Here is a 20,924-nt window from a genome sequence, read left to right as displayed (position 1 = left end):
GCGCCGATGGCCAGAATGTCGGCATGAGCACTCCCGAATCCGTACGCATCGTCGGCGCCAGCGTCCAGACCGAACTGCCCGTCATCATTGCCGAGCTGGGCCCGATCGCGGACCGGCTGCAGCTGGCGCGCGAGGCCATCGACGAGCTGCGCATCAGCCACCCGCAGTCGCCCGAGTCCAACGTGAAGTCGGTGTACATGAGCCCGTGGAAAAGCCACATGCTCAATGCCAAGCTGCTGCCGCTGTGCGCCAGCGTCGTCGAGATCGCCAAGGCGGCCGCGCCCAAAGCCTGGTCGGGCGAGCTCGACTCGCTCGGGCTGGACCTGCTCGTCACCCACTGCTGGGGCGCCATCTACGAACAGGCCGACTACACGGCCCCGCACAACCACTGGCCGGCCGACCTGAGCTGCGTTGTCTACCTGGAAGCTGAAGCCGGTTGCGCGCCGCTGGTGTTCTCCAAGACCAGCGCCTACCAGCCGCGGCCCGGCACGTTGATCATGTTCCCGGGCATCACCATGCACGAGGTGCCGGCCACGCCGGGGCGGCGCGTCGTCGTCGCGATGAACCTCTTCAAGCAGCTGGGGCTGGGTCCGGAGGCAGCGGCGGCAGGCTGAGCCGCGCCCGCAGCCCCGGGCCGGCGTGGGCATCCAGCAGCTCCAGCCGGCCGCCGTGCCGGGCCGCGATGTCGGCCGCGATGGCCAGGCCCAGGCCGCTGCCGGTGCCCGTGGCGGCATCACCGCGGCGGAAACGCAGCATGGCGGCCGGGCGGTCGGCTGGCGCAATGCCGGGCCCGTTGTCCTCGACCTCCAGCCACGGTCCGGCCGCATCGCTGCCGCAACGCACCGTGATGCGGGCGCTTGCGCCGGCGTAGCTGACGGCGTTGTGGATGAGGTTCTCGAGCAGCTCGCGCAGCAGGAAGGCATGGCCCAGCGCCGGCGCTTCGGCCAGTTCGAAGCCGAGGTCGACACCCGCAGGCAGCGCGCGATGGGCCCAGTCCTGGCCGCTTTCGGTGGCGATGTCGCGCAGGTCGATGCGCTGCCCCACGTCGACGCTGCGGTCCTCCGCGCGGGCCAGCGACAGCAGCTGCTGGGCCAGGCGGGCGCTGCGCACGACACGCTGGCGCAGCCGCTCCAGCAGCGGGTCCACGCGCTGGTCGTGCGGCTCCAGCATGGCCAGCTCGATCTCGGTCTGCAGCGAGGTCAGCGGCGTGCGCAGCTGGTGGGCCGCGTCGGCCAGGAATTCGCGCTGGGCGCCGGCCGCGCGGGCCAGGCGCTCGAACAGGCGGTTGAAGGCGGCCTGCAGTGGCACCAGCTCGCGCGGCAGGCTGGCCGCCAGCGGTGTCAGCCGGTGCAGGTCGCGATGCTCCAGCTCGGCGCTCAGGCCCGTCAGCGGCGCCAGGCCCTGGCGGATGGCCCACCAGCCGGCCAGGGCCAGCAGCAAAGCCAGCGCCACGCCGTTCAACGCGACCGAGCTGCCGATCTCGCTCTGCAGCGCGTCGCGCTTGTGCAGGGTCTCGGCAACGAGGATCTGGCAGACACCGGTGCCGCAGTCATGGCCGAGTTGCACCAGGCGCAGCTCTCGGCCGCGCAGCCTGACGTCGCCGTAGGAGGAGTGGCCCGCCGCCTGCGGGGCCGGGCGGGGCTGCAACTCGGCCAGGCCGGCGTCGCCCTGCAGCACCTCGCCGCGCGGCGCCAACACCAGGTAGAAGACATCGTCCTGGCGGTCGAAGCGCAGGGCGCGGTCCATGGTGGCGCTGACATCGATGCGGGGCTCGCCGCTGCGCACGTCGATCTGGCCCGCCAGCGTCAGCGCGGTGTCCTCCAGGCCCTCGTCGAGCCAGCTCTGCGCGCTGTGCCTGACCTGCTCGTACAGCGCCGTGCCGAGCACGGGCAAGGCCAGCACCAGCGGCAGCATCAGCCAGCCGAACAGCCGCCGCTGCAGGCTGGAGCGTGAACCCTCAGCCAACGTCAGCCTATTTCCTCGAGCAGGTAGCCGAGGCCGCGCACAGTGCGAAGTTGCACGCCACCCGGCTCGATCTTGGCGCGCAGACGCGACAGGCAGACCTCGATGGCGTTGTCGCTGACGCCCTGGTCCCAGGCATTGCTGGCCAGCGCGATGTGCTCCTTGGGCACGACCTTGCCCGAGCGCGCCATCAAGAAGCCGAGCACGTCCCATTCGCGGGCGGACAGGGCCAGTGGCTCGTCGTCGATGTAGGCGCGGCGGGCTTCCTGGTCGATGCGCAGGCGCGCCAGCTGCAGCTGGTTGCTGGTGCGCGCCTGGCTGCGCCGCACCAGGGCGCGGGCGCGGGCGACCAGTTCGGTCAACGCAAAGGGCTTGACGAGGTAGTCGTCGGCGCCGCCTTCCAGGCCACGCACGCGGTCCTCGACGGCGTCGCGGGCGGTCAGGATCAGCACCGGCACGGCGATGCTCTCGGCGCGCACGCGGCGCAGCGTCTCGAAGCCGTCGATGCCCGCCAGGCCGATGTCCAGGATGAGGAGGTCGTAGGCGTCCTCCTTCAGCGAGCGCGGCACGGGCTCGCCGCGGGCGGTGCAGTCCACGACCCAGCCCTGGGAGCGCAGCGCGCGGGCGGTGGTTTCGACGAGTTGTTCGTCGTCTTCGACGAGCAGGATGCGCATGGTGGCAGCAGTATGGCGCGAGAGCGGCCGATGTGCTGACGCAGGGCTGTCACGCCGGGGCCATTCACATGCCAGCAATGCGCCGCGAAGCGAATGTCAGCGCGGCGCGCCCACCACTGCGCGTGTTGCCGCCTCGAAACATTCGCCGGCGATCTGCCACAACCGCGCGGCGTCCGCGTAGCGGTCGCTGGGCTCACCGTTGAAACGGTCGCCCGCCAGGTCGACACGCGGCTGGGCGTAGTGCAGCCAGAAGTCGGCGCCCATCTTCTGCGGCAGCAGCTCGGCGTTGAAGCTCAGGTAGTCACCCGGCCCGGCGCCGCGCACAAAGCCCTCGAAGCAGCGCTGCCACATCCAGCGGAAGTGGCTGAGGTAGTCGCCGGGGTCGTCGAGCCCGGTCTGGATGCATCCCGGGTTGCCGACGCGGGCATGCAGGAAGCGCACGCGCTCGAACACCGGCGCGAGCCGCTGCGCACGTTCGTGGAACTCGCCGCCATAGGTCAGCTCGTGGCCGGTGTACCAGTGCGACAGATCGGCGTTGAAGCGCAGCGCCGGCCAGCGTTCGACGAGATCCAGCGTGCGGCGGAGATCCTGGGTCATCGTGCCGCGGTGGGTCTCGACATAGAGCGGGTGGCCGTGCCGCGCCGAGGCTTCCAGCACGGCCGCGGCAAGGGCATCCATCTCGGCGTCGGTCTCGAAGCTGTTGCCCACGTGCAGCGTCGTGATCTCGCAGCCGAGGTCGCGCTGCTCACGCACGATGGCGGCCACCTCGGTTGGAACCAGTGCGCGGCAGATGCCGGTGACGGCCAGGCCGGCGTCGCGCGCGGCCCGGGCGGCCTCGCGCGTGGGCTGCCAGATCTGCACGGCTTCGTGGCCGTCGGCCTTCAAGAGGGCGAGTTGCTCGGCATGCGTCGCGCGCCAGCCGGTCGAGGCGCGCGGCAGCTCGGCCAGGGTGCCGAGGTTGATGTCGCGGCGCAGCCGCGGCGGGTTCGCACTGCCGTCGTTGCAGCGGTCAATGGGCGAGTTCATGGCCGGCATCATGCCGGGCCGCCAGGTCGGACAGCGCCGCCTGCAGCGTGGGGAAGCGGAAGCGATAGCCGGCGGCCCGCGCCGCGGCAGGAACGACGTTCTGGCCGTCCAGCAACAGCGTGGACATCTCGCCGGCCAGCCTGCGCAGCGGCCAGGCGGGCATGCGCAGCCAGGCACGGCGGCCGAAGGAGGCGGCCAGGGCCTGCATCGGTAGGCCCAATTTCGGTCCGGCGCCCTTTCTTCTGTGGATTTGCACCGGGAACCACGAGCAAGCACGAAGCCACTCAGCCATATCGGCGCACTACCATTGCCGGCCTCCGGGAAAAACACCATGAAACTGCTCGCCAAATTCAATCTGGTCTATCTGCTCGTGATGAGCCTGGGCATCGCCCTGAGCGGCTACATCGCGCGCAATCTGCTGCAGGACAACGCCAAGCAGGAAACCATCGCCACCGCGCAGATGCTGATGGAGAAGGCGCTGGCCGTGCGCAGCTACACCAACACGAAGATCAAGCCACTGCTGGTCTCGCAGATGACCGACAAGTTCCTGCCGGAGACGGTGCCGAGCTTTTCCGCCACGGAGGTGCTGGGGACGCTGCTGGCCAAGCACCCCGAGTTCGCCTACAAGGAAGCGACGCTGAACCCGACCAACCCGCGCGACCGTGCAACGAGCTGGGAGGTCGACATCGTCGGCCAGTTCCGCTCCTCGGCCGACCTGAAGGAAACCGTCGGCACGCGCGACACGCCCGCCGGCCCTTCGCTTTACATCGCCCGTCCGCTGCGCATCACCGACCCGGCCTGCCTGGCCTGCCACAGCAGCGTCGAGGCCGCGCCGGCCACCATGGTCGCCAAGTACGGCCCCGCTAACGGCTTCGGCTGGAACCTCAACGAAGTCATCGGCGCGCAGGTCGTTTCAGTCCCGCTGGGCGTGCCGCTGCAGCGCGCCGACCAGACCTTCAAGGTCTTCATCACGTCGCTGATCGGCGTCTTCGTCGCTGTCGGCGTCGTGCTGAACCTGATGGTCTGGATGCTGGTCGTGCGCCCCGTCACCCGCCTGTCGGCGCTGGCCGACCGCGTCAGTCAGGGCGACCTGGACGCGCCCGAGTTCCAGGCCACCAGCAAGGACGAGATCGCCACGCTGTCCCATTCCTTCTCTCGCATGCGGGCCAGCGTCGTGCAGGCCATGAAGTTGCTGGACACATGAGTCATTTCAGCGCATGAGCGACAAGAAGCACCCGACACAGCTCGGCAAATACCGCATCACCGAGGTTCTCGGTGAGGGCGCGATGGGTGTCGTCTACAAGGGCTTCGACCCCGACATCCAGCGCACCGTCGCGCTGAAGACCATCCGCACCCAGCTCGACGCCGACGACGACAGCCCCGGTGCACCGGCCTCGCGTTTCCGCAACGAGGCCCAGGCTGCCGGCCGGCTGCACCATCCGGGCATCGTCGCCGTCTACGACTTCGGCCGCGCCGAGAACGTGGCCTATATCGCGATGGAGTTTGTCGAGGGCCGCTCGCTCGCCAGCTACCTCGGCGCCAAGGTTCGCTTCACCGACACCGACATCCCCGGCATCATGAGCCAGCTGCTCGATGCCCTCGGCCATGCGCACGAGAAGGGCGTCTGGCACCGCGACATCAAACCCGCCAACATCATCATGACGACGGCCGGGGGGCGGCTCAAGGTGGCCGATTTCGGCATCGCCCGCATCGAGAGCACCAACCTCACGCAAACCCACTACATGGTGGGCACCCCCAGCCACATGGCGCCCGAGCAGTTCCTGGGCAAGCCCATGGACCGGCGCGTGGACATCTACGGCGCCGGCGTCGTGCTTTACCAGCTCCTCACCGGCCGCGCGCCCTTCGCCGGCACGACCGAGGCGCTGATGTACAAGGTCGTCAACGACATGCCGCAGCCGCCGTCGACCATCGAGGGTGTCGAGCGCCCGGGCTGGTTCGACGCCATCATTGCCCGCGCGTTGGCCAAGCGCCCCGAAGACCGTTATGCCACCGCCGAGGAATTCAAGCAGGCCATCACCGACGGCATCGGTCAAAGCATCGACGACACCGGCTGGGAAAAGACCGTGATGCTGGCGCCAGCGCGCGCGCGCCCCGCGCAGCCGCTGGCCACGCCCACTGTCGCACCGCCCTCGCTGTCAGGCACGTCGCTGCCCGGCTCCACGGCGGGCACGGCCAGCGCCCCGACGCCATCGCACTGGGACAAGGCCCAGCTCACCCAGGCCGAATTGACGCTGGCCAGGCATGTCGGCCCGCTGGCCAGCGTGCTGGTGCGCCGCGCCGCACGCGAATGCCAGGACATCAACGAGCTCTACAGCAAGCTGGCCGAGCAGGTCACCGACCCGCGTGCGCGCGACGCCTTCCTCGGCCAGGCCAGCCTGGTCACCGGCGGCCACCACCGCACGGCAGGCGGCGGCACGGCCGGTTCGCCGTCGGCCGGTGGCTCCAAGGGCGCCACGGCGGGCTCGGCGGGCAGCGGCACCCTCATCGGCGGGCCGCTGAACGAGGCCGTCATGGACAAGGCTCAGGTTCTGCTGGCGAAACATGTCGGGCCCATCGCCAAGGTGCTGATCAAACGGGCCGCAGCCGGCACGGACAGCCGGGCGGTGTTCTTCAACCGGCTGGCGGAGTCGGTCAACGATCCGGCAGCGCGGGCGAAGTTGCTGGCGGAGCTGGGGCGACTTTCCTGAGGCGCGGCAGGCTCAGGGCAGGCGATAGGCCAACACCTTGAGTCCTCGATCTGCCGAGACGTCCGCATACACCTCCGGATTCGCCACGCGTTCGACGAACGCCAGCTCCGGTGCGTGCTCGGCCATCACGCCGTGCAGGAAATCCAGGCCCAGCTTGGGCGTGTTCAGGCACAGCAATGCGTGGCCCCCGGGCGCCAGCAGCGCAGGCAGCCGCTTCGCCAGCCGCGCGTAGTCCTTGGTCGCGACGAAGCTGCCTTTCTGGAAGCTGGGGGGGTCGCAGATGACGAGGTCATAGGGTCCGCCGCGGGTCAGCTTGCCCCAGGAGTTGAAGATGTCATGGGCCAGGAACCTGGCGCCCGCCTTCACACCGTTGAGTTCATGGTTGGTGCGGCCGATGGCCAGCGCACCCGAGGCCATGTCGACATTGACGACCTCGGCTGCACCGGCCTGCAGCGCGACGACCGAGAAGGCGCAGGTGTAGGCGAACAGGTTGAGCACCTTGGCGCCCGGTTGCACCTGCTCGCGCACCCAGCGTCGCCCCTCGGCCATGTCGAGAAAGAGGCCATGGTTCTGGCCGCGCAGCAGGTGCACGAGGTAGCGTGTATCGGGTACTCCAGCCTCGCTGACAACGTGTGGCTCGGGCAGGGTGCCGGCCATCAGGCGCGTCTGAACGCGGCCGCCGTCCTGGCGGCATTGGAAGACCCAGGGCGCCTCAGGCCAGCGCGCCATGATCGCCGCACCGATGGCAGCCAGCGCCTCGTCGGCCAGCGGCTCAAAGCTGGTCAGCAGCAGCGCAGGCGGGTAGGCGTCCAGCGTCAGGTGCTCGCAGCCGGGATGCAGGCCGCCGCGGCCGTGGAAGAGGCGTTGAGCGCCCTGGGGAAGGGCCGCCGAGGCGGCGATGACGTCGAGCAGAGCTTGCATGGGTGAGGCATTGTCCCGGGCCAGAATGGCCGCCATGGACCTCCAGCTCATCCTCGACGAGATCAACGCCGAACTGCGCCCGCAACTCGCCACGGCCGGCGGCAAGGTCGCCAGCTACATCCCGGCGCTGGCGCGGGTGTCGCCGCTGCAGTTCGGCATCGCGCTGCGTACCTGTGCGGGCGAGACGGCGGCGGCCGGCGACAGCGCCGTGCCCTTCTCCATCCAGAGCATGTCCAAGATGTTCTCGCTGACCTTGGCCATCCGCGCGCTGGGCGAGGCCATGTGGGACCGCATCGGTCGCGAGCCCTCTGGCAGCCCGTTCAATTCGCTGGTGCAGTTGGAGACGGAGCGCGGCATTCCGCGCAACCCTTTCATCAACGCCGGCGCGATCGCGGTCGCGGATCGATTGGTCTCACAGGGTGACGCCAAGACCGAACTGCTGGCGCTGCTGGGCCGGCTGTGCGGCGAGGCCGTCCGCATCGACGCCGAAGTGGCGCGCTCGGAGGCCGACACCGGGTTTCGCAACACGGCGCTGGCCAATTTCATGAAGGCCTTTGGCACGCTGGACAACGACGTCGCCACGGTGCTGGACGTCTACTTCAATCAATGCGCCATCGCGATGAGCTGCGAACAGGTGGCCTGCGCCGCCGGCTATCTGTGCCGCGACGGCCGCCACCCGCTGGCCGGCACGCCCGTGCTCAGCACGGCGCAGACGCGCCGGGTCAATGCGCTGATGCTGACCTGTGGCACCTACGACGCCGCAGGCGAGTTCGCCTTCCGCATCGGCCTGCCCTGCAAGAGCGGCGTCGGCGGCGGCATCGTCGCCGTGGTGCCCGACCATCTCACGCTGTGCGTCTGGTCGCCAGCGCTGGACGACACCGGCAACTCCCTGCTGGGCCGCCGGGCGCTGGAACTGTTCGTCGCGAAGACGGGGCTGTCGGTCTTCTAGGCGAAATCAGCTGGCGTACTTGACGCTGCAGCCATAGGGCCGCGTCGACGCCTTCTCGACCTTGCGGCCCGCAGCCACCGCGGCCAGGGCCTCGGTGACGTAGGGCTCGGCCTTGGCGATGTCGGCCTTGTCGGGCGTGGCGAGGCTGTCGATGCCGCCCTTGTAGGCCAGCGTGCCATCGGCCTTGATGACGTACATGTGTGGTGTCGTCTGCGCGCCGTAGAGCTTGCCGAGCTCGCCCTTGGGGTCGAGCAGGGTCGCAGTGGGCGCTGCGCCGCGGTCGGCGTTGAGCTTTTGCGCGGTGGCGCCGTCAACATGGCCCTGCTGGCCAGGCGCGGAGGAGATCACCTGCAGCCAGACGACGCCCTGGGCGGCGGCGGCTTTCTGCTGGGTTTGCATATTGCCGGCGCCATAGTGCTTCCTGACATACGGGCAGTCGTGGTTGGTCCACTCCAGCACGACGGTCTTGCCTTTGTAGTCGGCCAGATTGACGGTCTTGCCGTCGGCCGTCGTGGCGGAGAAAGTCGGCGCGGGTGCGTCGACATTGGCCGTGGCATGGGCCAGTGCAGGAAGGATCAGGGCGGCGAGCAGGCTGCGGCGAAGCAAGGTCATGTCGAACTCCTGGAAGAGGCGGGGGGCACAGAGATGGCCTCGACGATGAGACCGGGGGTAAGGATCTGCGGCAGCACCTGGGCCTCGGCGGCGCCCGGTGCGTAATAGAGGTAGAGGGGCACGCCGGAGCGGCCATGGGCTTTCAACACGGCGGTGATGTTCGGGTCCTCACGCGTCCAGTCGCCCTTCAGATAGGCCACGCCGGCCTTGGCGAAGGCGTCCTTGACCTCGGGGCGCGACAGCGCGACGCGCTCGTTGACGAGGCAGGAGATGCACCAGGCCGCCGTCATGTTGACGAAGACCGGCTTGTTTTGAGCGCGCAGTTCGGCCAGGCGCTCGGCGCTGTAGGCCTCGATGGCCGATCCCGGGGCGGCAGCATGAGCGTCGGCAGGCACGGGCCTGATCCAGTGAATGACACTGAGCGCCAGCACGAAGCTGGCCACCACCGCCACGCCGCTGACGACGCCCCTCCCAGCGCGGTGCAGCCACAGCGCGAAGGCGATCAGCACCAGGCCGCCCAGCGCCATCGCGACGCCGTCCGGGCCGGCCTGCTGGGCCAGCACCCACAGCAGCCAGACGACGGCCGCATACATCGGGAAGGCGAGGAACTGCTTGAACTTGTCCATCCACGCGCCGGGCCGCGGCAACCAGCGCTGCGCCGCGGGCCAGAAAGCCAGCAGCAGGAAGGGCAGCGCCAGGCCCAGGCCCAGCGCGAGGAAGACAGCCAGCAGCACCGCCGCCGGCTGGGACAGCGCAAAGGCCAGCGCGGCCCCCATGAAAGGCGCCGTGCAGGGTGTGGCGACGACAGCCGCCAGCACGCCGGTGAAGAAGCTGCCCGCCAGGCCCTGACGCGCGGCCAGGTTGGAGCCCACACCGGTGAAGCTGCCGCCGAATTCGAAGAAGCCCGACAGGTTCAACCCGACCAAGAAGAGCAGATAGCTGACGATGAGGACGAACACCGGTGAATGGAACTGGAAGCCCCAGCCCACCTGCTGGCCGCCCGCGCGCAGCGCGATCAACACCGCCGCCAGCGCCGCGAAGCTGACGAGCACACCGGCCGTGTAGGCCAAGCCCTCCGCCTTATGGTTGCCTTCGCGCACCAGGGCCAGCGCCTTGATGGACAGCACCGGGAAGACGCAAGGCATCAGGTTCAGGATCAGCCCGCCAACCAGGGCCAGGGCCAGGGCGGGCAGCAGGCCGAGGTTGCTTTCCGGCGCGGGGGCGGGCGTGGCGGTTTCGGCCGCAGGGGCGTTGAGATCGGCCGGGCCGGGTCCCTTGCCGGCGCCTTCGGGCATGGGCACGGAGACGGTCCAGGCCTGCTCGCCGGCCGCAGTCGTCAGCACGATGACACCGGACAGAGGCTTGCCGGCAGGCACGGGCTCGTCACCGGCGGGGATGTCCAGCACCCAGCCGGCTCCCTCGGCTCGGAACACCTGGGGGGCGCTGTGAGCGACGGCGCCCCAGGTGTCGGCAAAGAAATAGGCCTTGCTGATGGGCAGATTCAGGCCAGCCGCTGGGCCGCTGAGGCGCACACCTTGCGGCGCGGGCTTGAGCTGCACGGCGAAATTTGCCGGTTTGGGAATGGCGCCACGCCATTCCTCGATCTGGGCTGCGTCGGGGCCGGCCTTGGCCTCGGCCGCCACCGGCAGGTCCAGCCCGAGCGACACCTGCTCGGGAATGCAGACATCCTTGCAGACCAGCCACTTCACCTCGGCTGCCGGCTTGAAGCGGCTGCCGGGCTTGGCGTCGGCCGGCACCGTCAAGTCGACGAGGAGGGCCGCGCGGCCTTCGTAGCCGTAGTTGACGATGGGGCCGATGGCCTGGATGGCCGGCGTGGGCCACTGGATGGGCCCGGCCTGGGCGCCACTCCAGTCGATCGTCGTCGCCTGGCCGGAGTCGCCCGGGTTGAGCCAGTAGGTGTGCCAGTGCGACTTGATGTTCTGCTCGAGTGCCACCGTGAAGCGCTGGCCCGGCGCCACCGCGGCCTGGCTGGAGACGAGGCGGGCCTGCACATGCTCCGTGGACGCTTCGGGCGGTGCGGCAAACGCCAGCAGCGGGGCGGCCAGCAGAGCCGGAAGGAGGGGGCGCAGGAACGAGAACATCCCGAAATCCTAGGCCATCCCGCTTTCACCCTGCCGTGACAGGCCTGCCTGAACAAATGCATCGAACGCGGCCCACAGCGGTGCGAAGCGTTCCGGCCCGCCTTCCAACAGGGCCAAGGCATGCAAACCGGCTTCCAGTGTTGACAGCTGGCCAGGGCGGTGAGCTCGGCGTATCGCATAGCGGCCGGGCTGCTCGGGCAAGCTCAGCCGCGGCAGCGCGGCCAGCCAGGGGTTGACTGCCAGCAGGCGGCGACTCTGGCGCCAATTGCCGTCCAGCAGGACGAGGCGATTGACGTCGGTCAACGTGGCCCCCTCGCCCTCGCCCGGGTAGAGCAGCGCCGTGCCGGGGCGGGCCAGTGCGGGGTCGAAAGCCTCGCCGCGCAGCAGGCACGCGGCTGGGCTCAGGCCGAGCGTCAGAAAGGCGGCGGTGTTCTTGGCATGGCCGGCCTCGGCCGGGTGCTGGAGGATGAGCAGTTCGGTGCGCACGGCCAGCGGCGCCGGCAGCGTGGCGCACAGGCAGGTGCAGGCCGGGCGCTCGCAGCGCGGGCAGACCGCGCGGGACATGCGCCTCGGCTCAGTTCGCCGGTGGCGACACGGAGTGCGGCGCGATGGTCGATACCGTGCTGTCGGCGCCGGCATCAGCGGCCGACTCCTCCTCGCCGTGGTGGCGGCGCGAGCGCGTGGTGGGCAAGCCGACCTGGCGCCTCTTGGCCAGCCGGCCGGCCAGCCAGACGCCGCCAACGACGCCGAAGATGTTGAAGGCACCGAACAGCGGCGCCGCACTGGACGACAGCAGCATGCTCTGCAGGGGCGCCGAGTAGGCGCGCGGCTTCAGCGCGAAGCTGAAGGCGCCGAAGATCAACCAGCCCGCCCAGGCCACGCCGACGCCGGACATCATCCACGCGACATAGGGGCGGTGCCGGCGGCGCTGCGGCCGCAGCGTCAGATAGCCCCAGATCAGCGCGGCAATGAAGAGCAGCAGCGCAATGGCGACGGCCTCGCCGAGCATGACCTGCAGGCTGTTGCGGCCACCCAGCTGGGCATAGACCTGGCGCGGCAGGCCGGTGCTGGCGTACTTCATGGCGGCGCCCGCGCCGAAGCAGTACAGCAGGAGGCCGGAAAAGAAGGCGATGGAGCGGCGGGCGGCTTTCATGGGGGCGCATTCTCGGCGCTGTCACGCCAGCAAATCCGGGAGGATTTCCCGTTCAGCCCAAAACAAAGCCCGCCGTCCGGTGCCGGGCGGCGGGCTGCGAAAGGAAGAGTCGCCGGTTTTAGCGCTTGCGGTCCAGGCGCATGGCGCGGGCGAGGCCGCGGCGTTCGCCGCTGTAGAAACCGGTGTCGAAGGCCTCGTGCTTGCGGCCCTTTTCGACGGATTCCTCTGCGCTCCAGGCCACCTCGGAGAGGGGCAGGCGGCGCGGCGGGTGTTCAGTGCGGGGCTGGATCTTCATCATGGCTGTCTGGCCTTTGGAGGGCCGTCTCACGCCGAGTGGGGCGCGATTGGGAGGCACAACGCGGGCTGGTTGGGGGTGGTTGACAGGCCAAACACACTTCTTTGCACTTGTGGCCTGCGGTCACCGGCTATGCAGACAATGCCGCTTTTGAATCCAGGACTCCGCGATGACCGTCCAGCTGAAAAAGACCCTCCCGGCCAAGGCCACTCCCATCACCGTCGTGGACCGCGCCGCCTTCCAGGCCCTGGCCCCCGGCCTGCCACCGGCCACCCGCGCCTGGTTGGCGACGGTCGGCTTTGTGGGTGCGCCGGACAGCCACGCCCTGATTCCCGGAGCCGATGGCCGCCTGGCCCAGGTCTTTGCCGGCGTGGCCCACAGCGCTCACCCCTTTTCGCTGAGCCATCTGCCGCTGACCCTGCCGGAAGGTGTCTACAAGCTGGATGACGCCGGCCTGGCCCTGCTGCCGGAGGGCGCGGCCATGTCCTGGGAGCTGGGCGGCTACCGCTTCGACCTCTACAAGCCAGCCAAGCGCGGGCCGGCCACATTGGTGCTGAAGGGCGGTGCTGACGCCGAACGCGGCCTGGCGCTGGCCGCGGCGATTTCGGCCACGCGCGATCTCGTCAACACGCCGGCCGAGCACATGGGCCCGGCCGAGCTGGCCGCCGCCGCCAAGGCCCTGGCCAAGCAATACGACGCGACCTATGCGGAAACCATCGGCGACGCCCTGCTGAAGAAGAACTTCCCCAGCATTCACGCCGTCGGCCGCGCGAGCACGCGCTCACCTCGCCTGATCGAGCTGAATTGGGGCAATCCCAAGCACCCCAAGCTGGCCCTGGTGGGCAAGGGCGTCTGCTTCGACACCGGCGGCCTCAACATCAAGCCCGGCGAAGGCATGCGCCAGATGAAGAAGGACATGGGCGGCGCGGCCAACGCGCTGGGCCTGGCCACCCTCATCATGGCCTTGAAGCTGCCGGTGCGTCTGCAGCTGCTGATCCCGGCGGTCGAGAACTCGATCTCGGGCAACGCCTACCGGCCCGGCGACGTCATCAAGACGCGCAAGGGCCTGCACATCGAGATCGGCAACACCGACGCCGAGGGCCGCGTCATCCTGTGCGACGCGCTGGCCTATGCCGCCGAGGGCAAGCCCGACCTCGTCATCGACCTGGCGACGCTGACGGGTGCCGCGCGCGTGGCCCTGGGCGCCCAGCTGCCGGCGCTGTTCGCCAAGCACATGGACACGGCCCGCGATCTGGTCGACCTGGGTTTGAAGCTCGACGACCCGCTCTGGCACATGCCGCTGTGGGCGCCGTATCACGCCGGCATCGAGAGCACGATCGGTGACATCGTCAACACGGGCAAGAGCCCGCTGGCCGGCGCCATCAACGCGGCGTTGTTCCTGGAAGACTTCCTGCCACCGCAGCAGGACTGGCTGCACGTCGACCTGTTCGCCTGGAACGACGCGCCTCGCGCCGGCCGGCCGGTGGGCGGCGAGGCGCAGACGATCCGCACCCTGCTCGCCTACCTGGAGCAGCGTTACTCGGGCGCCTGATCCTTGTCAGCCGGCTGCGGCTCCTGAACCGGGTTCGCCTTAGGAACCTGGGGCTTGGCCGCCTGGTCGCGACGCGGCTGATCGGGCTTCTTGCCCTGGCGCTGCGGCGGCCGGCCACCTTCGCGGCGGCCTTCTGCGCGACCCTCGGGGCGACCGCCGCCACCGGGGCGTCGGTCATCGCGGCGCGGCGGGGGCCCATCGCGGCGCACCTCCCGCGGCGGGGCAGGCGGCGCCTCGGCGCGCTCCTTGCGAGCGATCTCCAGCAGGCCCGGCAGCTCCTCAGCCACCACGCCCTTGAGCACGCAGAAGTTGGCCTCGGTCAGCGTCGTGCGCTCGAAGTCCCACAGCAGCTGGGCTCGGTTGCGGCGCTGCTGCGCCTCGAGCTGGTGGCGCTCCTGCTCCACCTGCTCACGCTCCTGCTTCAGGCCGCGGCGGCGGGTCAGCTCTTCCTTGGCGGCATTCAGATGCTCTTCCGTGATCTCACCGGCGGGGTTGCCGTCGAGGTCGAAGCGGCTCTTGGCCTGGGTCAGCGCGATCAGATAGCCGGTGCTGCCGGTGTGGCGGCGCAGGAAGGCGCTGAGCTGAGCCTTGCTGAACTTGCCCGGTGCGCGCTCCTGGATGTCGGCCTGCACGCGCAGCTTGACGGGCTTGGGCTTGCCGGTGAACAGGGCCGGGAACAGGGCCTTGAGCTCGGCAGTGGCGTCTACCGCCGGCGCAGCGGGCGAGCCAGCAGCAGCCGGCGCGGCGTCGGCGGAAACCTCGGACGCGCTCTCGATCTGGGGCGCGGCCTCGGGTGCGGCCGCCGGTGTGGCCTCAGGCGCAGGCACGGGTGCGGGCACAGCGGCTGCCGGTTCTTCGGACGGGGTGACGGGATCAGGAAGATCGGAATTCATCGCAAAGCCGTCGAAGCGGCAGCAAACAGGCAAGGGCCGGGATTGTCGGCCATCATGGGCTCCTGCACGCCATCCCATAGAAAGGCCAGCAAATGCACCTCGAAGGCTCATGCCATTGCGGCAGCGTGAAGTTCTCGGTCGAGGCCGACTCGCCCGTCCCTTTCATGCGCTGCTACTGCTCCATCTGCCGCAAGACGGCCGGCGCCGGCGGCTATGCGATCAACCTCGGCGCTCAGACGCACACGATGAAGGTCAAGGGCAAGCGGCATCTGCGCATCTACCGCGCCAAGCTGCCGAACAAGGAAAGCAAGGGCCGGCACAAGAGCAGCGGGCGGCGCTACTTCTGCATGAAGTGCGGCAGCGCGCTGTGGCTCTGGGACCCGACCTGGCCGGAGCTTGTGCACCCGCATGCCAGCGCCATCGACACGCCGTTGCCGACGCCACCCGAGCACGTGCATTGCATGGTGGGTTCCAAGGCGGATTGGGTCGAGGTGGAGGGCTCGCCGCGGGACCCACGCTTTGACGAGTACCCCGACATGTCACTGGCCGAGTGGCACAAGGCGCACTACAGGCCCTAGCCCAGCCCGCCGAAAACCTTTTTGAGGATGGCGCTGCCCGTACCAACCGGGTCCTGCCGGATCTTCTTCTCCTCCTCGCCAATGATGCGGTAGAGACCGTCCAGCGCCCTGGCCGTCACGTACTGCTGGATGTTGGCCTCGTCGCCCTTGACGAGGCCGAAGCCGCCGGCCTTCCTGGCGACGGCGTTGTACTTGTCGGCGAGAGACACCTTCTCGGTCGCCTTGGTCACGATGGGTAGGAACTGCTGGCCCAGCGGCTCGCGCGTCTTCACGGCGAAGAACTGCGTCACCGAGTCGTCACCACCCCTGAGGATCTTCAGCCCGTCCTCGACGCTCATGTCCTTCACCGCCTTGACGAGCAGCGGCTTGGCCGCCGGCACGGCGGCTTCGGCGGCGCGGTTCATCGCTGTGACGAGCTCGTCGAGCTTCCTGCCTTGCCCGGTGGCCTTCAGCAGCTTGGCGGCGTCCCTCAGATAACCCGGCAGCTCGATCTTGACGAGCGGGTTGCCGAGAAAGCCGTCGGGACGCCCCAGCAGCGACACCGCCGAATTGGCGCCGCGCTCCAGGGCCGCGCGGATGCCGGCGTTGGCATCACCCTCGCTGAGGTTCAGCGCCCAGGCCGGGCGCAGCAGGAACAGCGCGGGGGCACTGGCGATGACGAGGCGGCGTTGCATGGCGGGCTCCGGTGAGACGGAGCGCCATCTTGCCACCGGCTCAGGCGTGGGCGTGCTGCAGGCCGCGCTTGTGGCGGTACATGCGCTGGTCGGCCAGCTCGATGAGCCGGCCGAGATCCATCCCATCCTCGGGGAAGCAGGCCGTGCCCATGCTGGCACCGACCTGCAGCAGCCGACCTTCGAACTCGAAGCCGCCGTCGAGATGCGCCGCCAGCCGCTGCATCGTCGCCTCCAGGCCGCCGTCGGCCGCCAGCGGCCGCAGCAGCACGCCGAACTCGTCACCCCCAAGCCGCGCCGCCATGTCGGACTGGCGCAGGCCGCCAACCAGGCGGCGCGCGAACTCCAACAGCGCCGCGTCGCCGGCACGGTGACCGAAGCCGTCGTTGATCCGCTTGAGGCCGTTCATGTCCAGCATCATGACGGCCAGCGGCTGGCCGTCCCGCATGGCCTGGGCCAGCGAGGCATGCAGGCGATCCAGGAAGAGGGAGCGGTTGGGCAGGTCCGTCAGCCCGTCATGCGTCGCCTTGTGGAAGAGTTCGGCGGGCGCATAGCGGGTGGCGAAATACATGGCCGCGGCGACGAGCTGGGACACCAGCCCCAGCAGGGACAGATGCCGGTCAGCGAAATGACCCTCGCGTTTGGACATGGCCTTCAGCACGCCCACCGTCACGCCGTGATGACGCAGCGGCACGACGACCATGGCACGCAGGCCCAGGCGCTCGCAGGCGGCGCGGTCGCAGCGCGGATCGAGCAGTGCGTCGTCGCAGCGCAGCGCCCGCCCCTGGGCGACGCACAGGCCCGACAGGCTGTGACTGCGTTTGAGCCGCAGGCCCAGGCTGCCCTCCGCCATGCCGGCTGCCGCGCGGTAGACCATCTCGTCGCCCTCGGCCATCTCCAGGGCAGCGCCGTCCGCATCCACCAGGCTCAGGGTGCGTTTGACGACGCGGTCCAGCAGGCGCCCCAGGTCCAAGTCCAGGTCCAGCCCCAGTCCGGCCACCTCGGTCTGCAATGCGATGACCTCCAGCAGCTTGTCTCTGGTCGGCATCGATGTCTCCTCGACGCGCCGTCGCGCGACGATGCGCCTCTTCCACCCCGGGCGCTGCGGTGTCCCCCTCGAGTGGCCAGTGTCTCACCGGATATAAATGATGTCGACACCCGTTTGCACATCATCTATGCGTCAAGCGCGTACTAATGGAGTTCCGGATCCAGCCCTTGCCGGACCATCCCGGCTTTCGCTCAATGACGCACTCACTGCAGAGCCGACAGCCTCTCGGTCAGCAGCGCGAAGAAGCCGTCGGCATCGACATGGCGCAGCACCTGGGCGTTGGCAGCCAGGCCGGTGACGGCCCACCAGTCGATGACCGTCATGCCGCGCGTCAGCTCGCTCCGGGTCTCGACGCGCACATTGCAGTCCCGGCCGGTGAACAGCTCCGGCGCCAGCAGCCAGGCGATGACACAGGGGTCGTGCAGCGGGCCGCCGTCCTGGCCATATTTCTCCTCGTCAAAGCGCTCGAAGAATTCCATCCAGGCGGCCACCACGCCGCCAACGCGGTTGCCCAAGGCGCGGATGGCCTCGATGCGGGCCGCCGTCGTCAGCGCCTCGTGGGTGACGTCCAGCGGCGCCATCGTGATGGGCACGCCACTCGTGAACACCTCATGGGCCGCCTGCGGATCGACATAGATGTTGAACTCGGCGGCCGGCGTGACGTTGCCGCCCTCGAAGAAACCGCCGCCCATCAGCACGATGCGGCGGATGCGCGCCGCGATGTCGGGCGCCTGGCGCAGGGCCAGGGCGATATTCGTCAGTGGCCCCAGCGGGCACAGCGTCACGGTGCCGGCCTCGCGCTCGCGCAGGGTCTGGATGATGAAGTCGACCGCATGGCGCGGATCCAGCGCCAGCGTCGGCTCGGGCAGCTCGACGCCGTTCAGGCCGGTGTCGCCGTGCACATGCTCGGCGGTGACCAGGGGCACGTCCAGCGGCCTGTCGGCACCGGCGCAGATGGGCACGTCGCGCCGGCCGGCCAATTCCAAGACCTTGCGGGCGTTCAGTGTCGTCAGCGCCAGCGGCACATTGCCGGCTACCGTGGTCACGCCGAGCAGTTCCAGCTCCGGGCTGGCAGCGGCCAGCAGCAGGGCGATGGCGTCGTCCTGGCCCGGGTCGGTGTCAATGATGATGGCTTGGCTCATACGGATGCGGGTGGCGGTGCGAGATCGATGTCGATGGCGCCGAACAGGCTGTGCTGGCCGTCGGCGGACTTGAGGTCCAGGCGCAGACTGTCACCGGGCGCGAGCGGCAGCTCCAGCGCGCCCAGGGCCGAGCCGGCCAACTGCCCGGCGCGCAGCGCCCGCAAGCGGGCCAGACGCGCCAGTGCGTCACCGGGCAGGGCAGCCACGTCGCGCGGATCGAGCTTGGCGCCGTTGTGCAGGGCCACCAGGCGGGCCTGCAGACGGCCGGCGCCCCAGGCCTCGCCCAACTCATCAGGCGTGACGGCCAACGGCGCGCAGTGGGTGGCGATCAATTCGCCGTCCAGGCGCCAGTCCACGGCAAAAGTCAGCAGACGCATGGCATCAAGTGCCGAGGCGGCATCACTCGCTGCCGCCAGGTCGCCCGTGATGACGGCAAGGGCCGGCTCGCAGGCCGCCGGCGCCCTCAAAGGCTGATGCGCGCCATGGAACTGGCCAGCTTCGCGGCGCACGCCGCCTTCGGCGTCGACAACGGCCCAGCCATAAGCGCGTGGCAGAGGCGCGACACATTTCTCGGGTTCGAATGCGAAGGCGTGGCGCAGCTTGCCGTGGTTCAGCTGCACGGCCAGGTCTTCGAGCTGCGGCGACAGGAAGCCCCAGTCATCGAGGACCTGCTGCAAGCGCGTGGCGATGCCGGTGGCGTAATGCGCCTGGGTCTGGTCGCGCGACACGACGACGAGGTGGCCGTCGCGCGAGCCGTCGGCGTAGCTGGCGAGTTTCATGAGCGGGAGTTCAGGGTGATGGCAGCATTGTGCGATGCGCGCCGCCCTGCCCTTCCCCCGCGCCGCCACGGTTGCACTGGCGGCCAGCCTGCTCGCCCACGCGCTGCTGCTGGGCGGTGAGCGGGTGCGCGACGACAGCGCCGCTCGGCCGGCGCGGGCCGTCAGCATCGCGTTGTTGCAGCCGCCGACGCTGCCCATGGCCCTGCCCGAGCCCACCCCATCCACCCGGCCCTTGCCTCAGGCCCGCTCGCCTCGCGCCAGCGCCAGGCCACCGATGCCCGCCGTTGAAGCCCCCATCGCCGCCCCCGAGGCCCCGCCGCTGCGCCTGGCCGGCCCAGCCGCCTGGCACTACCGCCTTCGCCAAAGCGGCCAGGACGGCGAGGCGCTGCTGGACTGGCGCCCCGAAGCCGATGGCCGCTACAGCCTGCGCCTGACCCGGCGCGTTGGCGAGCGCGCGCTGCCGGCCCTGGAAAGCCTGGGCCATACCGGCAGTGCGGGCCTGGCCCCCGAACGCTTCGCGCTGCAGCGCGGCGGTCAGGACCGCCAGGCCATCAACTTCGATGCCGAAGGGCGGCGTGTCAGCTTCTCGGCCAACCCGGCCCAGCTCGAACTGCCCGAGGGCGCGCAGGACCGCCTGTCCTGGTGGCTGCAACTCGCCGCCTTGGTGCAGGCCGCCCCGACACCGGGTGGGCGCTGGCGTGTCTGGGTGGCCGGATTGCGCGGCGAACTGCGGGAATGGACCTTCGAGACCGTGGATGCGACGCCTGAAGACGCCGGCAGCCTGCATCTGCGACGCCTGCCGCTGGGTGAGCGAGACCCTGGCGTGGAGCTGTGGCTGGACCCCAACCGCGGCTACTGGCCGGTCCGCCTGCGCCAGGGCGACCCCGAAACGCGCGGTTTCGAGATCCGTCTGTCCGACGTGAACTCCTGACGCTTCCTACACGTTGTCAGCGCATGGGATGACCCGAACAGCAGGGCGTTCTGCCAGTATCTGAACCAAGCGGGGCTTGAAACACCAGGCCTCACCCGCAGCTGAAGCCCTGAGGAGAACTCCATGCACATGCTTTACAACTCCGACAGCTTCATCGTCGTCCAGTTCGACGTCCCACACGCCGAGCTCCAGGCGGTGGAGGCCGGCCCGCAGCTGAACCGAGGCGGTTTTGAGATCGTCGACAAGTTCGCCCGCAAGGAAATCTTCATCGAAGGCGCCCTGGCCGAATCCTTCCAGCAAGGCGTGCAGGCCCTCATCGACGATGGCGAGCCTTCCGAGGACGAACTGGACGCCTTCATCGAGCGCTATGCCGTGATGGGCCAGCAACCGGTCGTGATGCACTGAACGTTTAGGGGGCCGATCTGACGTTGCTCTGCCGCCAAGCCTGATACAAGATGGGTCCGCGCCGCCGCTGCAGGCTGCGCAAGGAGCCCATCGAATGGTGAAGCGAGTCGCCGCTGAGACAGCCGCCCGGGCATCTGCCCGCTTGCTGCCCTCGCCCGGCCTGGACAGCGCTCCGGTGCTGGACCGCATGTGCTCGCAGTTCGTGCTGACGCTGACCGTCAGGCACGCCGGCCGCTTCAACCTGCGGCGCGACTTCAACGGCCTGCTGTCCTTCACGGGCCGCCATCTCGTCTGGCCCACGCGTGTGCTGCAAAGGCTGCGCGGCTATCTGGGCCAGCGCTGCGCCGGCAACGAGTTGTGGCGCGGCCACGATGCGCTGAGTGACGAAGCCTTCCTCGACCGCTTCGGCCAATGGAGCGGCCCCTTCTCGGAAGCCACACTGTTCTTCTACCTAGACGAATACGTCAAGGATGCGCCCAAGGACATGATGGCCCTGCTGGCCACCACCTGCGAGTACCTGGAC

Annotated in this window: 23 protein-coding genes and 1 pseudogene; 9 read left to right on the top strand and 15 right to left on the bottom strand. The window is 69.4% G+C overall.

Going from position 1 to position 20,924, the window contains the following annotated elements; all coding sequences use genetic code 11:
• Positions 1-23 precede the first annotated feature (23 nt).
• Entirely contained in the window at positions 24-614 is a 591-nt protein-coding gene (locus ACXJKR_RS00775) for a hypothetical protein (RefSeq protein WP_457319922.1), read from the top strand.
• Here ACXJKR_RS00775 and ACXJKR_RS00770 read toward each other — a convergent pair.
• The 4 genes from ACXJKR_RS00770 to ACXJKR_RS00755 form a co-directional block, all read right to left on the bottom strand.
• On the bottom strand, positions 571-1,965 hold the full coding sequence (locus tag ACXJKR_RS00770) for a sensor histidine kinase (RefSeq protein WP_457319920.1): 1,395 nt from the start codon (positions 1,963-1,965) through the stop codon (positions 571-573). The genes ACXJKR_RS00775 and ACXJKR_RS00770 overlap by 44 nt on opposite strands.
• Positions 1,966-1,967: 2 nt before the next feature.
• Positions 1,968-2,636: a response regulator gene (locus ACXJKR_RS00765; RefSeq protein WP_056191837.1), complete on the bottom strand. Its 669-nt coding sequence runs from the start codon at positions 2,634-2,636 to the stop codon at positions 1,968-1,970.
• Positions 2,637-2,732: 96 nt separating this feature from the next.
• A complete protein-coding gene (locus ACXJKR_RS00760; protein ID WP_457319918.1) occupies positions 2,733-3,662 on the bottom strand; it encodes a hypothetical protein in 930 nt (309 codons plus the stop codon).
• On the bottom strand, positions 3,646-3,870 hold the full coding sequence (locus ACXJKR_RS00755; protein ID WP_457319917.1) for a DUF1731 domain-containing protein: 225 nt from the start codon (positions 3,868-3,870) through the stop codon (positions 3,646-3,648). The genes ACXJKR_RS00760 and ACXJKR_RS00755 overlap by 17 nt, the downstream gene beginning before the upstream one ends.
• Positions 3,871-3,993: 123 nt before the next feature.
• On the opposite strand from ACXJKR_RS00755, the gene ACXJKR_RS00750 reads away from it, so the two are divergent.
• Complete coding sequence (locus tag ACXJKR_RS00750) at positions 3,994-4,866, top strand: c-type heme family protein (RefSeq protein WP_057297935.1); 873 nt, start codon at positions 3,994-3,996, stop codon at positions 4,864-4,866.
• A 13-nt stretch (positions 4,867-4,879) separates the two neighbouring features.
• Positions 4,880-6,370 carry a serine/threonine-protein kinase gene (locus tag ACXJKR_RS00745; RefSeq protein ID WP_457319915.1) on the top strand — a complete coding sequence of 497 codons (1,491 nt, stop codon included), beginning with the start codon at positions 4,880-4,882 and terminating at the stop codon, positions 6,368-6,370.
• 12 nt (positions 6,371-6,382) lie between these two features.
• Here the strand turns inward: ACXJKR_RS00745 and ACXJKR_RS00740 are convergent, their stop codons facing one another.
• Positions 6,383-7,291 (bottom strand): class I SAM-dependent methyltransferase, encoded by a 909-nt coding sequence (locus ACXJKR_RS00740; RefSeq protein WP_457319913.1) that lies wholly within the window; start codon positions 7,289-7,291, stop codon positions 6,383-6,385.
• A gap of 25 nt (positions 7,292-7,316) precedes the next feature.
• Here ACXJKR_RS00740 and ACXJKR_RS00735 point away from each other — a divergent pair, with 25 nt between their 5' ends.
• The gene (locus ACXJKR_RS00735) at positions 7,317-8,240 is read left to right on the top strand and encodes a glutaminase (protein ID WP_457319949.1); all 924 of its coding nucleotides are present in this window, start codon (positions 7,317-7,319) and stop codon (positions 8,238-8,240) included.
• A 6-nt stretch (positions 8,241-8,246) separates the two neighbouring features.
• Here the strand turns inward: ACXJKR_RS00735 and ACXJKR_RS00730 are convergent, their stop codons facing one another.
• The 5 genes from ACXJKR_RS00730 to ACXJKR_RS00710 form a co-directional block, all read right to left on the bottom strand.
• Complete coding sequence (locus ACXJKR_RS00730) at positions 8,247-8,852, bottom strand: redoxin domain-containing protein (RefSeq protein ID WP_457319911.1); 606 nt, start codon at positions 8,850-8,852, stop codon at positions 8,247-8,249.
• Complete coding sequence (locus ACXJKR_RS00725) at positions 8,849-10,954, bottom strand: protein-disulfide reductase DsbD family protein (protein WP_457319909.1); 2,106 nt, start codon at positions 10,952-10,954, stop codon at positions 8,849-8,851. The genes ACXJKR_RS00730 and ACXJKR_RS00725 overlap by 4 nt, the downstream gene beginning before the upstream one ends.
• A 9-nt stretch (positions 10,955-10,963) precedes the next feature.
• On the bottom strand, positions 10,964-11,518 hold the full coding sequence (locus ACXJKR_RS00720; RefSeq protein WP_457319907.1) for a tRNA-uridine aminocarboxypropyltransferase: 555 nt from the start codon (positions 11,516-11,518) through the stop codon (positions 10,964-10,966).
• 10 nt (positions 11,519-11,528) lie between these two features.
• On the bottom strand, positions 11,529-12,107 hold the full coding sequence (locus ACXJKR_RS00715; RefSeq protein ID WP_457319905.1) for a hypothetical protein: 579 nt from the start codon (positions 12,105-12,107) through the stop codon (positions 11,529-11,531).
• Positions 12,108-12,225: 118 nt separating this feature from the next.
• Positions 12,226-12,402: a hypothetical protein gene (locus ACXJKR_RS00710; protein ID WP_457319903.1), complete on the bottom strand. Its 177-nt coding sequence runs from the start codon at positions 12,400-12,402 to the stop codon at positions 12,226-12,228.
• 169 nt (positions 12,403-12,571) lie between these two features.
• Between ACXJKR_RS00710 and ACXJKR_RS00705 the strand changes: the two genes are divergently transcribed.
• Positions 12,572-13,954, top strand: a complete 1,383-nt coding sequence (locus ACXJKR_RS00705; protein ID WP_457319901.1) for a leucyl aminopeptidase family protein — start codon at positions 12,572-12,574, stop codon at positions 13,952-13,954.
• Here the strand turns inward: ACXJKR_RS00705 and ACXJKR_RS00700 are convergent.
• On the bottom strand, positions 13,939-14,847 hold the full coding sequence (locus tag ACXJKR_RS00700) for a ProQ/FINO family protein (protein ID WP_457319899.1): 909 nt from the start codon (positions 14,845-14,847) through the stop codon (positions 13,939-13,941). The two genes, ACXJKR_RS00705 and ACXJKR_RS00700, sit on opposite strands and share 16 nt — an antisense overlap.
• 92 nt (positions 14,848-14,939) lie before the next feature.
• On the opposite strand from ACXJKR_RS00700, the gene ACXJKR_RS00695 reads away from it, so the two are divergent.
• Positions 14,940-15,425, top strand: a complete 486-nt coding sequence (locus ACXJKR_RS00695) for a GFA family protein (RefSeq protein ID WP_457319897.1) — start codon at positions 14,940-14,942, stop codon at positions 15,423-15,425.
• Here the strand turns inward: ACXJKR_RS00695 and ACXJKR_RS00690 are convergent.
• From ACXJKR_RS00690 to ACXJKR_RS00675, 4 genes are all read right to left on the bottom strand, one after another.
• On the bottom strand, positions 15,422-16,099 hold the full coding sequence (locus ACXJKR_RS00690; protein ID WP_056191809.1) for a DUF4197 domain-containing protein: 678 nt from the start codon (positions 16,097-16,099) through the stop codon (positions 15,422-15,424). The two genes, ACXJKR_RS00695 and ACXJKR_RS00690, sit on opposite strands and share 4 nt — an antisense overlap.
• A 40-nt stretch (positions 16,100-16,139) precedes the next feature.
• Entirely contained in the window at positions 16,140-17,144 is a 1,005-nt protein-coding gene (locus tag ACXJKR_RS00685; RefSeq protein ID WP_056191807.1) for a sensor domain-containing diguanylate cyclase, read from the bottom strand.
• Between the two features lie 203 nt (positions 17,145-17,347).
• Positions 17,348-18,286, bottom strand: a complete 939-nt coding sequence (locus tag ACXJKR_RS00680; RefSeq protein ID WP_457319894.1) for a nucleoside hydrolase — start codon at positions 18,284-18,286, stop codon at positions 17,348-17,350.
• Positions 18,283-19,065 carry a fumarylacetoacetate hydrolase family protein gene (locus ACXJKR_RS00675; RefSeq protein WP_457319892.1) on the bottom strand — a complete coding sequence of 261 codons (783 nt, stop codon included), beginning with the start codon at positions 19,063-19,065 and terminating at the stop codon, positions 18,283-18,285. The genes ACXJKR_RS00680 and ACXJKR_RS00675 overlap by 4 nt, the downstream gene beginning before the upstream one ends.
• A 34-nt stretch (positions 19,066-19,099) precedes the next feature.
• Between ACXJKR_RS00675 and ACXJKR_RS00670 the strand changes: the two genes are divergently transcribed.
• The 3 genes and pseudogenes from ACXJKR_RS00670 to ACXJKR_RS00660 form a co-directional block, all read left to right on the top strand.
• Positions 19,100-19,996, top strand: a complete 897-nt coding sequence (locus ACXJKR_RS00670; RefSeq protein WP_457319890.1) for a hypothetical protein — start codon at positions 19,100-19,102, stop codon at positions 19,994-19,996.
• A 123-nt stretch (positions 19,997-20,119) separates the two neighbouring features.
• Positions 20,120-20,401: a BTH_I0359 family protein gene (locus ACXJKR_RS00665; RefSeq protein ID WP_056191800.1), complete on the top strand. Its 282-nt coding sequence runs from the start codon at positions 20,120-20,122 to the stop codon at positions 20,399-20,401.
• A gap of 94 nt (positions 20,402-20,495) precedes the next feature.
• Positions 20,496-20,924, top strand: a pseudogene (locus ACXJKR_RS00660) (ATPase); the annotation flags it as partial.

Source organism: Roseateles sp. P5_E11, from assembly GCF_054049355.1.
Note: the sequence above shows the minus strand (reverse complement) of the source record. Positions and strands in the feature narration are given on the sequence as shown.

Bases quoted from the DNA above. Each gene is read 5' to 3' on its own strand.
- ACXJKR_RS00775 (WP_457319922.1), top strand. From the start codon at position 24: ATGAGCACTCCCGAATCCGTACGCATCGTCGGCGCCAGCGTCCAGACC.
- ACXJKR_RS00765 (WP_056191837.1), bottom strand. From the start codon at position 2,636: ATGCGCATCCTGCTCGTCGAAGACGACGAACAACTCGTCGAAACCACC.
- ACXJKR_RS00760 (WP_457319918.1), bottom strand. From the start codon at position 3,662: ATGAACTCGCCCATTGACCGCTGCAACGACGGCAGTGCGAACCCGCCG.
- ACXJKR_RS00755 (WP_457319917.1), bottom strand. From the start codon at position 3,870: ATGCAGGCCCTGGCCGCCTCCTTCGGCCGCCGTGCCTGGCTGCGCATG.
- ACXJKR_RS00750 (WP_057297935.1), top strand. From the start codon at position 3,994: ATGAAACTGCTCGCCAAATTCAATCTGGTCTATCTGCTCGTGATGAGC.
- ACXJKR_RS00745 (WP_457319915.1), top strand. From the start codon at position 4,880: ATGAGCGACAAGAAGCACCCGACACAGCTCGGCAAATACCGCATCACC.
- ACXJKR_RS00740 (WP_457319913.1), bottom strand. From the start codon at position 7,291: ATGCAAGCTCTGCTCGACGTCATCGCCGCCTCGGCGGCCCTTCCCCAG.
- ACXJKR_RS00735 (WP_457319949.1), top strand. From the start codon at position 7,317: ATGGCCGCCATGGACCTCCAGCTCATCCTCGACGAGATCAACGCCGAA.
- ACXJKR_RS00730 (WP_457319911.1), bottom strand. From the start codon at position 8,852: ATGACCTTGCTTCGCCGCAGCCTGCTCGCCGCCCTGATCCTTCCTGCA.
- ACXJKR_RS00725 (WP_457319909.1), bottom strand. From the start codon at position 10,954: ATGTTCTCGTTCCTGCGCCCCCTCCTTCCGGCTCTGCTGGCCGCCCCG.
- ACXJKR_RS00720 (WP_457319907.1), bottom strand. From the start codon at position 11,518: ATGTCCCGCGCGGTCTGCCCGCGCTGCGAGCGCCCGGCCTGCACCTGC.
- ACXJKR_RS00715 (WP_457319905.1), bottom strand. From the start codon at position 12,107: ATGAAAGCCGCCCGCCGCTCCATCGCCTTCTTTTCCGGCCTCCTGCTG.
- ACXJKR_RS00710 (WP_457319903.1), bottom strand. From the start codon at position 12,402: ATGAAGATCCAGCCCCGCACTGAACACCCGCCGCGCCGCCTGCCCCTC.
- ACXJKR_RS00705 (WP_457319901.1), top strand. From the start codon at position 12,572: ATGACCGTCCAGCTGAAAAAGACCCTCCCGGCCAAGGCCACTCCCATC.
- ACXJKR_RS00700 (WP_457319899.1), bottom strand. From the start codon at position 14,847: ATGAATTCCGATCTTCCTGATCCCGTCACCCCGTCCGAAGAACCGGCA.
- ACXJKR_RS00695 (WP_457319897.1), top strand. From the start codon at position 14,940: ATGCACCTCGAAGGCTCATGCCATTGCGGCAGCGTGAAGTTCTCGGTC.
- ACXJKR_RS00690 (WP_056191809.1), bottom strand. From the start codon at position 16,099: ATGCAACGCCGCCTCGTCATCGCCAGTGCCCCCGCGCTGTTCCTGCTG.
- ACXJKR_RS00685 (WP_056191807.1), bottom strand. From the start codon at position 17,144: ATGCCGACCAGAGACAAGCTGCTGGAGGTCATCGCATTGCAGACCGAG.
- ACXJKR_RS00680 (WP_457319894.1), bottom strand. From the start codon at position 18,286: ATGAGCCAAGCCATCATCATTGACACCGACCCGGGCCAGGACGACGCC.
- ACXJKR_RS00675 (WP_457319892.1), bottom strand. From the start codon at position 19,065: ATGAAACTCGCCAGCTACGCCGACGGCTCGCGCGACGGCCACCTCGTC.
- ACXJKR_RS00670 (WP_457319890.1), top strand. From the start codon at position 19,100: ATGCGCGCCGCCCTGCCCTTCCCCCGCGCCGCCACGGTTGCACTGGCG.
- ACXJKR_RS00665 (WP_056191800.1), top strand. From the start codon at position 20,120: ATGCACATGCTTTACAACTCCGACAGCTTCATCGTCGTCCAGTTCGAC.